The sequence below is a fragment of the Mycobacterium sp. E1715 genome, assembly GCF_001667625.1.
In the GTDB taxonomy this organism is placed as follows: Bacteria; Actinomycetota; Actinomycetes; order Mycobacteriales; family Mycobacteriaceae; genus Mycobacterium.
The window spans coordinates 1-14,199 of record NZ_LZJJ01000061.1 but is presented as its reverse complement, the minus strand read 5'-3'; the positions used below and the strand labels follow the sequence as shown (position 1 = coordinate 14,199).

The 14,199-nt window shown below is 70.3% G+C and carries 14 protein-coding genes; 8 read left to right on the top strand and 6 right to left on the bottom strand.

Going from position 1 to position 14,199, the window contains the following annotated elements; all coding sequences use genetic code 11:
• Positions 1–11 precede the first annotated feature (11 nt).
• From serB to A9X03_RS03350, 7 genes are all read left to right on the top strand, one after another.
• Positions 12–1,250, top strand: a complete 1,239-nt coding sequence (serB, locus tag A9X03_RS03380) for a phosphoserine phosphatase SerB (RefSeq protein ID WP_067751206.1) — start codon at positions 12–14, stop codon at positions 1,248–1,250.
• A 162-nt stretch (positions 1,251–1,412) separates the two neighbouring features.
• The gene (locus tag A9X03_RS03375) at positions 1,413–2,288 is read left to right on the top strand and encodes an ABC transporter ATP-binding protein (protein ID WP_369807400.1); all 876 of its coding nucleotides are present in this window, start codon (positions 1,413–1,415) and stop codon (positions 2,286–2,288) included.
• Positions 2,285–3,118, top strand: a complete 834-nt coding sequence (locus tag A9X03_RS03370; RefSeq protein WP_067751202.1) for an NUDIX hydrolase — start codon at positions 2,285–2,287, stop codon at positions 3,116–3,118. The genes A9X03_RS03375 and A9X03_RS03370 overlap by 4 nt, the downstream gene beginning before the upstream one ends.
• Entirely contained in the window at positions 3,115–3,879 is a 765-nt protein-coding gene (locus A9X03_RS03365; protein WP_156669996.1) for an enoyl-CoA hydratase, read from the top strand. The genes A9X03_RS03370 and A9X03_RS03365 overlap by 4 nt, the downstream gene beginning before the upstream one ends.
• A 10-nt stretch (positions 3,880–3,889) precedes the next feature.
• Positions 3,890–4,864: a class I SAM-dependent methyltransferase gene (locus A9X03_RS03360; RefSeq protein WP_067751187.1), complete on the top strand. Its 975-nt coding sequence runs from the start codon at positions 3,890–3,892 to the stop codon at positions 4,862–4,864.
• Positions 4,822–6,063: an SAM-dependent methyltransferase gene (locus tag A9X03_RS03355; protein ID WP_082974415.1), complete on the top strand. Its 1,242-nt coding sequence runs from the start codon at positions 4,822–4,824 to the stop codon at positions 6,061–6,063. The genes A9X03_RS03360 and A9X03_RS03355 overlap by 43 nt, the downstream gene beginning before the upstream one ends.
• A gap of 70 nt (positions 6,064–6,133) precedes the next feature.
• Entirely contained in the window at positions 6,134–6,817 is a 684-nt protein-coding gene (locus A9X03_RS03350; RefSeq protein WP_067783209.1) for an esterase, read from the top strand.
• A 99-nt stretch (positions 6,818–6,916) separates the two neighbouring features.
• Here the strand turns inward: A9X03_RS03350 and A9X03_RS03345 are convergent, their stop codons facing one another.
• Both A9X03_RS03345 and A9X03_RS03340 read right to left on the bottom strand, forming a co-directional pair.
• On the bottom strand, positions 6,917–7,303 hold the full coding sequence (locus A9X03_RS03345; RefSeq protein ID WP_067751173.1) for a DUF6264 family protein: 387 nt from the start codon (positions 7,301–7,303) through the stop codon (positions 6,917–6,919).
• A gap of 18 nt (positions 7,304–7,321) precedes the next feature.
• Positions 7,322–8,680: a PQQ-binding-like beta-propeller repeat protein gene (locus tag A9X03_RS03340; RefSeq protein WP_369807399.1), complete on the bottom strand. Its 1,359-nt coding sequence runs from the start codon at positions 8,678–8,680 to the stop codon at positions 7,322–7,324.
• Between the two features lie 102 nt (positions 8,681–8,782).
• Between A9X03_RS03340 and A9X03_RS03335 the strand changes: the two genes are divergently transcribed.
• Positions 8,783–9,520 (top strand): acyltransferase, encoded by a 738-nt coding sequence (locus A9X03_RS03335; RefSeq protein WP_067751167.1) that lies wholly within the window; start codon positions 8,783–8,785, stop codon positions 9,518–9,520.
• A 37-nt stretch (positions 9,521–9,557) separates the two neighbouring features.
• Here A9X03_RS03335 and A9X03_RS03330 read toward each other — a convergent pair whose 3' ends face one another.
• From A9X03_RS03330 to A9X03_RS03315, 4 genes are all read right to left on the bottom strand, one after another.
• Positions 9,558–10,109, bottom strand: a complete 552-nt coding sequence (locus A9X03_RS03330) for a DUF4333 domain-containing protein (RefSeq protein ID WP_067751161.1) — start codon at positions 10,107–10,109, stop codon at positions 9,558–9,560.
• Between the two features lie 133 nt (positions 10,110–10,242).
• The gene (locus A9X03_RS03325) at positions 10,243–11,571 is read right to left on the bottom strand and encodes a deoxyribodipyrimidine photo-lyase (protein ID WP_067751154.1); all 1,329 of its coding nucleotides are present in this window, start codon (positions 11,569–11,571) and stop codon (positions 10,243–10,245) included.
• Positions 11,572–11,574: 3 nt separating this feature from the next.
• Complete coding sequence (locus tag A9X03_RS03320; protein ID WP_067751149.1) at positions 11,575–12,054, bottom strand: TspO/MBR family protein; 480 nt, start codon at positions 12,052–12,054, stop codon at positions 11,575–11,577.
• Positions 12,051–14,177, bottom strand: a complete 2,127-nt coding sequence (locus A9X03_RS03315) for an MMPL family transporter (protein WP_068259708.1) — start codon at positions 14,175–14,177, stop codon at positions 12,051–12,053. The genes A9X03_RS03320 and A9X03_RS03315 overlap by 4 nt, the downstream gene beginning before the upstream one ends.
• Between the last annotated feature and the right edge of the window lie 22 nt (positions 14,178–14,199).

Sequence of the window (14,199 nt, the reverse complement as noted above, 5' to 3'; positions counted from 1 at the left end):
GGTAGCCGCAGGTGAATGCACCACCGAAGGTGTCGGTGCTGATCACCGTCACCGGAGTGGATCAACCGGGCGTCACGTCGGCCCTGTTTGAGGCGCTCTCCCGGCACGGCGTCGAGCTGCTCAACGTCGAACAGGTGGTGATTCGGCATCGCCTGACCCTGGGCGTGCTGGTGTGCTGTCCGGCCGACGTCGCCGACGGCCCCGACCTGCGCAGTGACGTCGAGTCGGCCATCCGCGGGGTGGGCCTTGACGTCAGCATCGAGCGCAGTGACGACGTGCCGATCATCCGGGACCCCTCGACCCACACCATCTTCGTGCTGGGCCGGCCCATCACCGCCGGCGCGTTCGGCGCGGTGGCCCGGGCGGTGGCCGGCCTGGGGGTGAACATCGACCTCATCCGCGGTGTCTCCGACTACCCGGTGACCGGCCTCGAGCTGCGGGTCTCGGTGCCGCCGGGATCCGACGCCGCGCTGCGGACGACGCTGAACCAGGTGTCGGCCGAGGAGCGGGTGGACGTGGCGGTCGAGGATTACACCCTGGAGCGGCGGGCCAAGCGGCTGATCGTGTTCGACGTGGACTCGACGCTGGTGCAGGGCGAGGTCATCGAGATGCTGGCCGCCCGCGCGGGCGCCGAGGGCAAGGTCGCCGCCATCACCGAGGCGGCCATGCGGGGGGAGCTGGACTTCGCGCAGTCGCTCGAACAGCGAGTGGCAACCCTGGCGGGCCTGCCCGCCAGCGTGATCGACGAGGTCGCCGAGCAACTGGAGCTGATGCCCGGCGCCCGGACCACGCTGCGGACGTTGCGGCGCTTGGGTTTTCACTGCGGTGTGGTTTCCGGTGGCTTCCGGGGGATCATCGAGCCGTTGGCCGAGGAGCTGATGCTGGACTACGTGGCCGCCAACGAGCTGGAGATCGTCGACGGCAAGCTCACCGGGCGGGTCGTCGGACCGATCGTCGACCGCGCCGGCAAGGCTACGGCGTTGCGCGACTTCGCGGAGCGGGCCGGGGTGCCGATGGCGCAGACGGTAGCCGTGGGCGACGGCGCCAACGACATCGACATGCTGGCCGCGGCCGGGCTGGGTGTGGCGTTCAACGCCAAGCCGGCACTGCGTGAGGTGGCCGACGCCTCGCTGAGCCACCCCTACCTTGACACGGTGCTGTTTCTGCTGGGCGTGACGCGCGGCGAAATCGAGGCCGCCGATGCGGTGACGGGCGAGGTCCGCCGGGTGGAGATCCCGCCCGAGGCGTAGCGGTCGCATCAAACTCGGCGTCGCCGCGAGCAGTCAGAAAATCGCATGATCTCAGCCACTTTCGTGCGATTTTCCGTCTGGCCGCCGGAGCGGCGACCCGGCAGGTGTCGGACGGCCGCGGTACGGCACGATGAGCGAGTGCCCGAAAACGGAAGCCGGGAGGTGAAATCCGAGGATTCGCAAGAATCCGAGGGTGGAGCCGACCAAACGATCGAGGCAGCCGACCCCGATCTGCTGATCGATTTCAGGAATGTGTCGCTGCGCCGCGGCGGTCACAGCCTCGTCGGACCGGTGGATTGGGCGGTCGAGCTCGACGAGCGCTGGGTCATCGTGGGCCCCAACGGGGCCGGCAAGACGTCGCTGCTGCGGATCGCGGCCGCGGCCGAGCACCCGTCGTCGGGAGTCGCCTTCGTGCTCGGCGAGCGGCTGGGCCGGGTGGACGTGTCGGAGCTGCGCTCCCGGATCGGCCTCAGCTCCTCGGCCCTGGCGCAGCGAGTGCCCACCGACGAGGTAGTGCGCGACCTGGTCGTCTCAGCCGGTTACGCGGTGCTGGGCCGGTGGCGCGAGCGTTACGAGGACGTCGACTACCGCCGGGCCGTCGACATGCTGGAGAGCCTGGGCGCCGAGCACCTCGCGGACCGTAGCTACGGAACATTGTCTGAGGGCGAGCGCAAGCGGGTATTGATCGCCCGCGCGCTGATGACCGACCCGGAGCTGTTGTTGCTCGACGAACCCGCCGCCGGGCTGGACCTGGGTGGCCGCGAGGAGCTGGTGGCGCGGCTGGCCGACCTGGCGGCCGATCCCGAGGCCCCGGCTCTGGTGCTGGTCACCCACCACGTCGAGGAGATCCCGCCCGGCTTCAGCCACTGCATGCTGCTGTCCGAGGGAAGGGTGGTCGCGGCCGGGTTGCTGACCGACGTGCTCACCGCCGAGAACCTGTCCACCGCCTTCGGCCAGTCGATCGCGCTCGACGTCGCCGACGGCCGCTATTTCGCCCGCCGCGTCCGCTCCCGCGCAGCCCACCGGAGGCCGCTATGACGTCACCGACCGAAGAGGCCCCGCTCGTCCCGAGGCCGGCGGCGACCGTGATGCTGATCCGCGACGATCCGGACGGATTGGAAACCGGGCTAGCCGTCTTCCTGATGCGCCGCCACGCCAAGATGGAGTTCGCCGCGGGCACGATGGTGTTCCCCGGCGGCGGCGTCGACGATCGCGACCGCAACGCCGATATCGCCTGGGCCGGCCCACCGCCGCAGTGGTGGGCGGAGCGCTTCGGCATCGAACCCGACCTGGCCGAGGCGCTGGTGTGCGCCGCTGCCCGGGAGACTTTCGAGGAGTCGGGGGTGCTGTTCGCCGGGCCGGCGGGCGACCCGGATGGGATCGTGGGCGACGCCTCGGTGTACGCCGACGCCCGCCGCGAACTCGCCGACGGGACGCTGTCGTTCGCGGACTTCCTGCGCCGCGAGAACCTGGAGCTGCGCTCGGACCTGCTGCGGCCGTGGGCCAACTGGGTCACCCCCGAAGCCGAGCGCACCCGCCGGTACGACACCTACTTCTTCGTCGGGGCCCTGCCGGCCGGGCAGCGCGCCGACGGCGAGAACACCGAATCCGATCGGGCCGGCTGGACGACGCCCCAGGCCGCCATCGAGGACTTCTCCGCCGGGCGCTGTTTCCTGCTGCCGCCGACGTGGACCCAGCTGGATTCGCTGGCGGGCCGGACCGTCGCGGAAGTGCTGGCGGTCGAACGGCAGATCGTCACGGTGCAGCCGCACCTGGAGATCCAGGGCGACAACTGGGTGTTCGAGTTCTTCGACTCCGACCGCTACCACCAGGCGCGCGAGGCCGGCGGGATGGGATGGCGGCATTGAGCGAGTTCGTCAGCACCGTGGTCAGCGACGGCTCCCGGGACGCCGGCCTGGCCATGCTGCTGCTGTCGCGGCCGCCGACGAACGCCATGACCCGCCAGGTTTACCGGGAGATCGTGGCCGCGGCAGGCGAGCTGGGGGAGCGTGACGACGTGGCCGCCGTAATCCTGTTCGGCGGCCACGAGATATTTTCCGCCGGCGACGACATGCCCGAGCTGCGGACGCTGAGCGCGCCGGAGGCCGAGACGGCGGCCCGGGCGCGGCAGCGGGCCATCGACGCCGTGGCGGCCATCCCCAAGCCGACCGTGGCCGCGATCACGGGCTACGCGCTGGGCGCCGGGCTCACCCTGGCGCTGGCCGCGGATTGGCGCGTCAGCGGCGACAACGTGAAGTTCGGCGCCACCGAGATCCTGGCCGGCCTCATTCCGGGCGGCGACGGCATGGCGCGCCTGACCCGCGCGGCGGGGGCGAGCCGGGCCAAGGAGCTGGTGTTCAGCGGCCGGTTCTTCGATGCCGAGGAGGCGCTGACGCTGGGCCTGATCGACGAGATGGTGGCCCCCGATGACGTCTACGACGCCGCCGCGGGGTGGGCTCGCCGCTTCCTCGACGGCCCGCGAGACGCGCTGGCCGCGGCGAAAGCGGGCATCAACGACGTGTTCGAGCTGGGTCCGGCCGACCGGGTCGCCGCCGAGCGGCGACGCTACGTCGACGTGTTCGCCGCTGGTCAGACCGGTGGCGAGGACTCCGAACCCGGGGCCCGTTAGGCTGCCCTGCATGACGACGAGTTCGACCGATGCCGTTCCCAACCCGCATGCCACGGCCGAAGAGGTGGAGGCGGCCCGCCACGACAGCAAGCTGGCCCAGGTGCTCTACCACGACTGGGAGGCCGAGTCCTACGACGAGAAGTGGTCGATCTCGTATGACCAGCGCTGCGTGGACTACGCCCGGGACTGCTTCGACGCCATCGTCCCCGCCGAGGTGCAGCGCGAGCTGCCCTACGACCGCGCCCTCGAATTGGGCTGCGGCACCGGGTTTTTCCTGCTCAACCTGATCCAGTCCGGGGTGGCCCGGCGTGGATCGGTCACCGATCTGTCACCCGGGATGGTCAAGGTCGCCACCCGCAACGGGCAGGCGCTGGGTCTGGACATCGACGGCCGGGTCGCCGACGCCGAGGGAATCCCATACGAGGACAACACCTTTGACTTGGTCGTCGGGCACGCGGTGCTGCACCACATCCCCGACGTCGAGCTGGCGCTTCGGGAGGTCGTCCGGGTGCTGCGCCCGGGCGGGCGGTTCGTGTTCGCCGGCGAGCCGACCACCGTCGGGGACACCTACGCCCGCACGCTGTCCACCCTGACCTGGCGCGTCGCGACCAACGTCACCAAGCTGCCGGGCCTCGACGGCTGGCGGCGGCCACAGGCCGAACTCGACGAGTCCTCCCGGGCCGCGGCGCTGGAGGCGGTCGTGGACCTGCACACCTTCGACCCGGGCGACCTGGAGCGGATGGCGGGCAACGCCGGCGCCGCCGAAGTGCAAACGGCCACAGTGGAATTCACCGCTGCCATGCTGGGCTGGCCGCTGCGGACGTTCGAATGCGCGGTGCCGCCCGGACGGCTCGGCTGGGGCTGGGCGAAGTTCGCGTTCAACAGCTGGAAGACGCTGAGTTGGCTGGACGCCAATGTGTGGCGGCACGTGGCGCCGAAGGGCTGGTTCTACAACGTGATGATCACCGGGGTCAAGCCCTCCTGAGTGACGGCCTCACCTTCACCGTCGAGGACGTCCGTTACCTGCGATCGGAATCCGGTGCCGCCGCCCTGGCGGCGGTCGGAGAGCTCGAGCTGACCGACGCGACCCGGGTGGCCGACGTCGCCGCGGCGCGCGCCCGATTCGGGGACCGGGCCGCGGTGTTGGTGGAGACGACGTTGCTGCGCCGGCGCGCCGCCGAGAAACTGGGCGGGCTGGGCGCCGAAAACCCGGCGTCGAGCTGGCTGTTCACCGACGAGGCGCTGCAGCAAGCCACCGCCGCGCCGGTGGCGCTGCACCGGTCCAGGCGGCTCGCCGAGACCGGATCCGTCGTGCACGACGCCACCTGCTCGATCGGCACCGAGGTGGCCGCCCTGCGCGCCCTCGGGGTGCGGGCGCTCGGCAGCGACCTCGACGCGGTGCGACTGGCGATGGCCCGGCACAACCTCGGCGAGTCGGCCCCGCTCTGCCGCGCCGACGCGCTGGCTCCGGTGACCCGTGACGCCGTCGTCCTGGCGGACCCCGCGCGGCGCCTCGGGGGGCGGCGCCGCTTCCGTCTCGACGATTACCGGCCGGCGCTCGGCGCCCTGATCGACACCTACCGGGACCGCGACCTTGTCGTAAAGTGCTCTCCCGGAATAGATTTCGATGATCTGGAGCGGATCGGCTTCCGCGGCGAAATCGAGGTGACGTCCTACCGCGGCGCTGTGCGCGAAGCGTGCCTCTGGTCTCCCGGACTGGCCCGGCGCGGCGTCCTGCGCCGCGCCAGCGTCCTCGATCGCGGCGAGCAGATCACCGACGCCGACCCAGACGACTGCCCCGCGCGGCCGGCCGGGCGGTGGATCGTCGACCCCGATGGGGCGGTGGTCCGCGCCGGGCTGGTGCGCCACTACGGCGCGCGGCACCGGCTGTGGCAACTCGACCCCGACATCGCCTACCTGTCAGGGGATGAGTTGCCGTCGGCGGTCCGGGGGTTCGAGGTGCTCGAGCAGTTGGCGTTCGACGAGCGGCGGCTGCGCCAGGCGCTGTCCGCGCTGGACTGCGGGACGTTGGAGGTCCTGGTTCGCGGTGTGCGGGTGGACCCCGACGCCCTGCGGCGACGGATGCGGCTGCGCGGCGGCCGGGCCTTATCGGTGGTCATCACCCGCATCGGCTCCCGGGGGGCCGGCCGCGCGACGGCCTTCGTCTGCCGTCCGTCGCGATAGCGCCCGGTAGGCTGGTGCGATCGCTCTGCCAGGCGCCCAGCCCCCGCCTAACCTGCAAGGACACTGAAGAATGCGTTATCTGATAGCGGTCGCCGTGCTCGCATCGGCGGCCCTGTGGGGCTGGCCGGCGGCCGCCGCCCCACCGTCGTGCGCCACCGTGGGCGGCACCGTCGAGGACGGCCAGATGTGTCGCGTGCGCGCGACCGGCCCCAACTACACGCTGAACATCGTGTTCCCCGCCGACTATCCCGACGAGCAAGCGCTCGCCGATTACGTCGGGCAGAACCGGGACGGCTTCGTCAACGTCGCACAGAGTTCCGGGTCGCGGGATCAGCCCTACCAATTGGAAGCCACCACCGAGCAACGCGCCTCGGGTCAGCCGCCGCACAACACCCGCAGTGTGGTGCTCAAGTTCTTTCAAGATCTCGGCGGGGCGCACCCCTCGATCTGGTACAAGGCCTTCAACTACAACCTGGGGACCAAGCAGCCCATCGTCTTCGACAATCTGTTCGCGCCGGGCACCACGCCGCTGGACAGCATCTTCCCGATCGTGCAGCGGGACCTGGAACGTCAGACCCCTTTGGGCGCAGCCATTTTGCCGTCGACGGGACACGATTCGACGCATTACCAGAACTTCGCCATCACCGACGACGACCTGATCTTCTACTTCGCGCCCGGCGAGATGCTGCCGGCCTTCGCCGGGCCGGTCCAGGCCTCGGTGCCGCGTAGCGCGATCCCCCCGCTGGCCCTTTAGCGGCGATCGCAAGCGCGGTGTGGCCGGGCGAGGCGGGTCGTCGCCATTGGGCGAGCGGCGATCGCAAGCGCGGTGTGGCCGGGCGAGGCGGGTCGCCGCCTAGACGGGGCCGGCCTGAAACTCCATGGCCACGGCGCCGGCGGCCAGCGCGACCTGCGCCAGACAACCGATGATCGGCACGAAGAAGGCGGTCCGGTGCCGGGCGAGGCGGCGCACGGCGACGAACAGGGCGGCGGCGAAGATAACGCCGCCGCCGCCGATGCCCAGCACCATGGCGCGGTTGATCCACGCCGGGTCGCCGCACTTTTGGTAGCCGCACGAGTCGGTGGCCATGACGTAGATGCTGAGCAGGCCTATCGTGACCGCGACCAGAAAAGCCTGCGCGGCGAGCAGCGCCACGGTCGCGGTGCGGTCCACCGCGAGGCTGCGCTCGCTCCGTCTCGAGTACGCGGCGACCGCGGATTGCATCTCGTTGTCGTCGGACATGGGCTCAGTATGTCCCGGTCACGCCGGCGCGAAACCGTACACCTGGCCGTCGCTGGTGGCGGCCGCCACGCGGCGATCGGTGCCGACAGACACACCGACCGGATAGCCGGTGGCGGCCGGAAGCGGGTAACTGCCCTGCGTGTGGCCGTTGCCGGGGTCGAACACCAGCAGCGACATGCCGGGTGCGCCGTTCGTCGTGGGTGCGCTGACGACGGTGTAGCCGACGCCGGCGCCGGCCAGGCTCGACGACGACAGCGGGACGACGTCATCGCGGCGCCACGCCTGATCCGCGTGGTCCCCCGCGTCCTTGAACGCCACCAACCGGGTGTCCGGGCCGCCGCCCGACACGATCAGGCCCGCCGGGGTGACCGCGGGCGGCGTCTGCGCCAGAAACCCCAGCGGCGCCGACCATTTCACCTTTCCGTCGGCGGCGCGCAACGCCCACAGTCGCTGGTCCCGACCGTTGACATAGACGGTCGCCCCGTCGGCGGACAACACCGGGCTGGCGATGACGCCGGCGCCGACGGCGTCGCTCGTCCACTCGCGGGACACCAGCGGCGTCTGCCCGGGGTGGTATTTGAGCCCAACCAGCCCCGCGGCCGGGGCGCCGGGCTGCCAGACGCCCAGCACCGCCATCTGGCTGGCCGCCGAGAAGGCGGGCGCGGCGGCCACCGGGCAGCCCTGCCGGGCCGGCGCGCAATCGGCCAACCCGCGCGTCGCGTCGGTGGGATCGACGCCGTCCACCAAATCCATCGGGCTGCCGACCACCGCGCCGCGGTGGGCCTCGAAAACCAGCACTTGGCCCAGGTGCGTCGCGACCAGCAGCTGCCCGTGCCCGAGAAACCTTGGGGTGGTTGGCATTCCGATCACCGGCTGCCGCCACCGCGTCCACTGCGTCACCGGAAAGGAAAGGAAGGCGCCGGGCTGGCCGACGTAGAGGTTGTCGAACCCGTCGAAGAGCGGGCCCGCAAAGCCCCCGCCCTGGAACAGCCGCACGCACCAGCGCTGCCGGCCGTTGTTGTCGTTCTCCCATTCCATCAGCGAGCATCCGGCCGGGGTCTGCGCGTTGAGCGCCAGGTAACCGCGCGCGCTCAGCGCCGGACCCGCCGCCAGGCTGCCCTTGACCGAGCGCGTCCACCGCAACGAAAGCTTGGAGGCGCCGTCGGTGCCGGTGTAGCCGCTGTTGGCGGCGTCGGCGTATTGCGCGGGCCAGCCAGCCGACGCTGACGCCTCCACCCAGGAGTCGGTGTTGGCGCACCCGCCGAGCCCAACCGTGATCCCGGCCGCCAGCAGCGCGGATGACCAACGCCGAAGCCCACGCGGGAGATGTCGGTCAAGCACCTCGAATCCCAGATCCTTTTCCACGGCGTTCGGCATGAGCGGCCAGTGAGTACAGGTGAGGGTAACCCGTGCGGACTCGGCTCCGGCGGATTGCCCGCCGTTCTCGGCCGCCGCAAGCGCGCGCTAGGCTGTCCGGCCATGACGAGCATGTGGGGCGCACCGGTCCACCGCCGCTGGCGGGGATCGAACCTGCGGGACCCGCGCCAGGCCAAGTTCCTCACGATGGCCTCGCTGCGATGGGTGCTGCGCAACCGCGCATACACACCGTGGTACCTGGTGCGCTACTGGCGGCTGCTGAAGTTCAAGCTGGCCAACCCGCACATCATCACCCGCGGGATGGTGTTCCTGGGCAAGGGCGTGGAGATTCATGCCACGCCCGAACTGGCGCAGCTGGAGATCGGCCGGTGGGTGCATATCGGCGACAAGAACACCATTCGGGCCCACGAAGGCTCGCTGCGGTTCGGCGACAAGGTGGTGCTGGGCCGCGACAACGTCATCAACGCCTACCTCGACATCGAGCTCGGCGACTCGGTGCTGATGGCGGACTGGTGCTACGTCTGCGACTTCGACCATCGGATGGACGACATCACCCTGCCGATCAAGGATCAGGGCATCGTGAAGTCACCGGTGCGAATCGGGCCCGACACCTGGGTGGGTGTGAAGGTGACGGTGCTGCGCGGCACCGCGGTCGGGCGCGGCTGCGTGCTGGGGTCACACGCGGTGGTCCGCGGCGTGATCCCCGACTACTCCATCGCGGTCGGCGCGCCGGCCAAGGTGGTCAAGAATCGCCAGCTCGCCTGGGAGAGCTCGGCGGCCCAGCGGGCCGAACTGGCGGCCGCGCTGGCCGACATCGAGCGCAAGAAGGCCGCTCGCTGATCAGACGGCGGTGACCCCGCAGTGCCCGGCTTCGCCGCTAGGACGCCGGTTCCGGGTGGTCATCGACCTTGAAGTCGAAGTTGACGTCGCCGGCGTCGACGTTGGTGACGGTCACCGCGATGCCGTATTTGTCGGTGCCGTCGACGAGTTGGCACCGCAGCGTCGCGCCCTGAACGCCCTTCAGGTTGTCGGGGCAGGTCACCGAGTCGGGCTTTCTGCCCACCTGCTGGGCCAGCTTGTTACTGATGATGCTGGCGACCTGGTTCTTGTCGACCGTCTCGACCATGTCGAACTTGACGTCCTTGCCGTCCACGCTCGTCACGGTCACGTTGACGTTGAACGTCTGGTTCTTGACCTTCATCTCGCAATTGAGTTGCGCCCCAACCTTCGCCGGCAGGTCGTTCGGACAGTTCACCGAGTCGGGCTTGTTGCCGGCGGCGTCGGTCAACTTCGAGGTGATCTGACCGGCGACATCGCTCTTGCTGACCGAGTGCGACGAACCGACGGAACACGAACAGGCGGTCACGCCGGCCAGCAAGCCCGCGGCGGCACCGGAGGCCAGCAACGTCCGAACGATGAAGGGTGTCATGTAGCGCCTCCCGAGCGGCTTGACAACTGTGAATCGGCTGATAATTGCATGCCAACCAGCTTCGGGGCGGGCGATTGAGCAAACATTCACGTACGCGACAATTCCGTGCCGCGCCCGCGTCCCGGCCCGCGGGTCAGATGCTCTGATAACGCCGCAGCGCCTCGGCGCGCTCGGCGCCGTGGTCGACGATCTCGGCGGGGTAGCCCGCCGGCCGTTGGCCTTTGCGCAGGTGCGCGTCGTCCACGGAGCGCAACTCGGGCACCCACCGCCGGATGTAATCCCCGGACGGATCGAACTTCTCGCCCTGGGTGGTCGGGTTGAACACCCGGAAGTACGGCGCGGCGTCGGTGCCGCAGCCCGCGCACCACTGCCAGCCGTGCTGGTTGTTCGCCATGTCGCCGTCGACCAATTGATCCAAGAACCACTCGGCGCCCCACTGCCACGGCAGGTGCAGGTCTTTCACCAGGAAGGAGGCGACGATCATCCGCACCCGGTTGTGCATGTATCCGGTCTCCCGCAGCTGACGCATTCCCGCGTCCACCATCGGGAAGCCGGTCTCGCCGGCCTTCCAGGTTTCGAAGCGGCGTTTCGCCTCGGCGCCGCTGTCGGTGGGGATGCCGTCGAATTGACGGTTCCAGTTGTGCCAGGCGCTGGCCGGCCAGTGGTGTAACACGTCGGCGTAGAAATCGCGAAACGCCAACTCGCGCAGGTACGCCTGGGCCCCGCCGTGACGGAGATCGAGGTCGGCGACCATGGTTCGGGGGTGGATGCTGCCGAACTTCAGGTATGCCGACATGCGGCTGGTGCCGGGTAGGTCGGGGCGGTTCCGCTCTTCGGCGTAACGCTGTAACCCGTTGTCGACAAACGACTTCCATTGCTTGCGCGCCGCGGTCTCGCCCGCTTCGAGATCGAGCGTGGCGCCGGGATCGGGGATCTCGGCCCGGTCGATCCGCAGTCGCGCCGGATCGAGCCAGCGGGCCGACGCGGCACCCGATTTCGCCGGCGGCCGCCAGCCGGACTCGCGCCATTGACGCAAGAACGGTGTGAAGACTTGGTAGGGCGAGCCGTCCTTCTTCGCGACGCGGCCCGGCGAGACCAGATACGGCGAACCCGTGGCCACCAGTGGGACCGAATCCAGTGCCGCACGGACCTTTTCGTCACGGCGCTTCCCGTACGGCGCGAAATCGTCGGAGATGTGCACCGCCGATGCGGCGATCTCCTTGGCGATGCGCGGGATCACCTCTTCGGGCCGCCCGCGGGTCACCAACAGCCGGCCGTCGAGGTCGTCGTGCAATCGTCGCAGTGAGTCGCCGAGAAACTGCAGCCGGCGCCGGCCCGAGGACGCCTCGAGTTTTGGGTCCAGCACGAAGCAGGCGAGCACCTCGCCGTCGTCGGCCGCGGCGTTGAGCGCGGGATGGTCACCCAACCGCAGGTCGCGACGAAACCACAAAAGCGTCGGCATGATTCAGCGGTTCAGTCGCCAAACGTGGGTGGCCAGGACGGTCGCGAAGGAACACCACAGCGGGTACGCCGACAGGGCCAGGCCGGCCCGCGCGTCGGCCTGCGCCGCCCGCCGTGCGAGGTCTGCGCTGCTGGCCGTCAGCACGGCGGCGCCGACCGCCGACGCGCCCAGTTTGTGGAAACCGAAGAAGAGCCAACTCCATCCGGCGTTGAGAACCAGGTTCACGCCGAGCGCCGCGGCGTAGCGGCGCGCCTCGTCCTCCCGTCCCGCCGCCCGCAACCGGTCGATGGCCTCCGCCGATGTGACCGCGATGTCGGTGTAGAGGGAGGTCCATGCCACCGGAAAGGCCACGTTGGGGGGCTGGTACGGCGGCTTGCGCAGCCGCGCATACCAGGACGGAGCGGCCTTGGCGTTGGCGACGCTGCCGGTCACCGCGGCGGCGGCGACGGCGAGGCTGGTGGCGGCGAGGGTTGACGTTTTCAAGGCATGCTCCGTTCCGGTTGGTTTTCTGCCTGTGCTGCAGTGGCTTTGGCGGGTCTGGGTGCCGAGGGCCACCAGATGCGGTCGCCGATCAGGGCGAACAGCGCGGGAATGACCAGTGTGCGGACCACGAACGTGTCCAGCAGGATGCCCAGGCCGACGATGATGCCCAACTGGGTCAGCACGATCAGCGGCAGCACGCCGAGCACGCAGAAGACGGCGGCCAAAACTATTCCCGCACTGGTGATGACGCCGCCGGTGGCCGACACCGCGGCGACCATGCCGGCGCGTGCGCCACGTTCCGCCGACTCTTCGCGGGCGCGGGTGACGAGAAAGATGGTGTAGTCCACGCCGAGTGCGGCCAGGAACAGGAAGGCGAACAGGGGTGTGCTGTTGTCCAGCGCCGGGAAGCCGAAGATGTGGCTGCTGGCCCAGCCGCCCATGCCGAGCGCGGCGAGCGCCCCGAGGATCGTCGCCGTCAGCAGTGTGGGAGGGGCGAGCGCGGACCGCAGCAGGGCATAGAGCACGACCAGGATGACCGCGAGTATCGCCGGAATCAGCAGATGCCGGTCATGGGTGGCCGCGTCGCGGATGTCGAGCGCCTGCGCGTCCGCCCCACCCACCAGCGCGGACGGGCTTGCCGACTTCGTCGTATCACGAAGTGCGGCAATGATTTCGAATGCCCTGTCGGAGGACGGTGGGGCGTCGATCACCACCGACCATTTCGTCAGGCCCGACGGGGAGCGGCCCGATTCGTTCGCCGACACCACGCCGGGGGTCGCCCCGATGGCCTGCGCGACCGGCGACTCGGTGGGGGCGATGACGAGCGTGGGGTTCGCCAGGCCGGCCGGAAAATGCGCCGCGACGATGTCATAACCGGACACCGAATCCGCGTGGACGCGGAACTGCTCGGTCTGCGACAAGCCGATTCGTGTGCCGAGCAGGCCGGTGGCCAGCGCCACCAGGCCCGCGATCGCGACGGCCGCGACCAGCGCCGGGCGCCGGTTCACCCATTCGCCGATGCGTTGCCAGGACGTCGAATCCGCGGTGGCGGTGCCTTCGGGCCGGGGGATGAAAGGCCAGAACAATCGCCGTCCGCTCAGCGCCAGCAGGGGCGGGAGTATCACCAGGGCGGACACCGCCGCGACCACCAGCCCGCAGGCCGCCAGCGCGCCCAGGCTGCGGGTGCTCGGGGTCGAGGCGAACAGCAACGTGAGCAATGCCAGCACCACCGTGGCGTTGCTGGCGACGATCGCCGGACCGGCCATCCGCACGGCGCGGCGCAGCGCATCTCGATGGTCGCGATGGCGCCGAAGCTCCTGCCGGTATCGGGAAATCAGCAGCAGCGCGTAGTTGGTGCCCGCCCCGAAGACCAGCACGCTGGTGATCCCGGACGTGGCCCCGTCAAAGCTCAGCCCGGTCAGCGGCGCCACCGCGGTGCCCACCGCCGCCGCGACCCGGTCGGCGAAGCCGACCACCAGCAGCGGCACCAGCCACAGCACGGGGGAGCGGTAGGTGGCGATCAGCAGCAACGCCACCACCGATGCCGTCACGGCGAGCAGGGTGACGTTGGCATTGGTGAAGGCGCCGGCGATGTCGGCGCCGAACGCCGGGCCGCCGGTGACGTGGGCCGCCAGCTGCTCCGGCAGGCCGGTGGCGGCGGCCTTGCGCAGCTTGGCGACCGCATCGGTCAGGGCGAGCCCCGAGAGGTCGGCGCTGACCGGCACCACCGAGATGGCCGCCTTGCCGTCGGCCGACACCCGCGCTGGCGTCGCTGGGGTGGCCCCGCCCGGCGGGGCGGCGGCCTGCATCCGCTCCCGAGCGGCTTGGGCGGCGGTGACTTCGGCGGGATCAAGCGCGGCGCCATCGGCGCGGCTGACCACCAGGATCAGCGGGACCCGGTCTCCCCCGGGGAACTGGCGGGCCATGGCGTCGACTTTCGCCGAGTCCGAGCCGGTCGGCACCGACAGCGGCGCCTGCCCCGCCGCCGCGTTGGCGCCGACCAGCGCCATGAAAACGCCACCGAGGAGGACGGCGGCAAGCGCGAGCAACCACGAGCGCCGTCCCGTCACGGCCGCGGCCAGATTCCTGTTGATGGTCCCCGACAACTCGGCACCGCCGGTCATCGCGCCGATCAGGACCGGGAAG

Excerpts from the sequence above, each read along its gene's own strand:
- A9X03_RS03370 (WP_067751202.1), top strand. The coding sequence starts at position 2,285 with ATGACGTCACCGACCGAAGAGGCCCCGCTCGTCCCGAGGCCGGCGGCG.
- A9X03_RS03330 (WP_067751161.1), bottom strand. The coding sequence starts at position 10,109 with ATGACACCCTTCATCGTTCGGACGTTGCTGGCCTCCGGTGCCGCCGCG.
- A9X03_RS03360 (WP_067751187.1), top strand. The coding sequence starts at position 3,890 with ATGACGACGAGTTCGACCGATGCCGTTCCCAACCCGCATGCCACGGCC.
- A9X03_RS03335 (WP_067751167.1), top strand. The coding sequence starts at position 8,783 with ATGACGAGCATGTGGGGCGCACCGGTCCACCGCCGCTGGCGGGGATCG.
- A9X03_RS03315 (WP_068259708.1), bottom strand. The coding sequence starts at position 14,177 with ATGACCGGCGGTGCCGAGTTGTCGGGGACCATCAACAGGAATCTGGCC.
- A9X03_RS03340 (WP_369807399.1), bottom strand. The coding sequence starts at position 8,680 with ATGCCGAACGCCGTGGAAAAGGATCTGGGATTCGAGGTGCTTGACCGA.
- A9X03_RS03325 (WP_067751154.1), bottom strand. The coding sequence starts at position 11,571 with ATGCCGACGCTTTTGTGGTTTCGTCGCGACCTGCGGTTGGGTGACCAT.
- A9X03_RS03350 (WP_067783209.1), top strand. The coding sequence starts at position 6,134 with ATGCGTTATCTGATAGCGGTCGCCGTGCTCGCATCGGCGGCCCTGTGG.
- A9X03_RS03345 (WP_067751173.1), bottom strand. The coding sequence starts at position 7,303 with ATGTCCGACGACAACGAGATGCAATCCGCGGTCGCCGCGTACTCGAGA.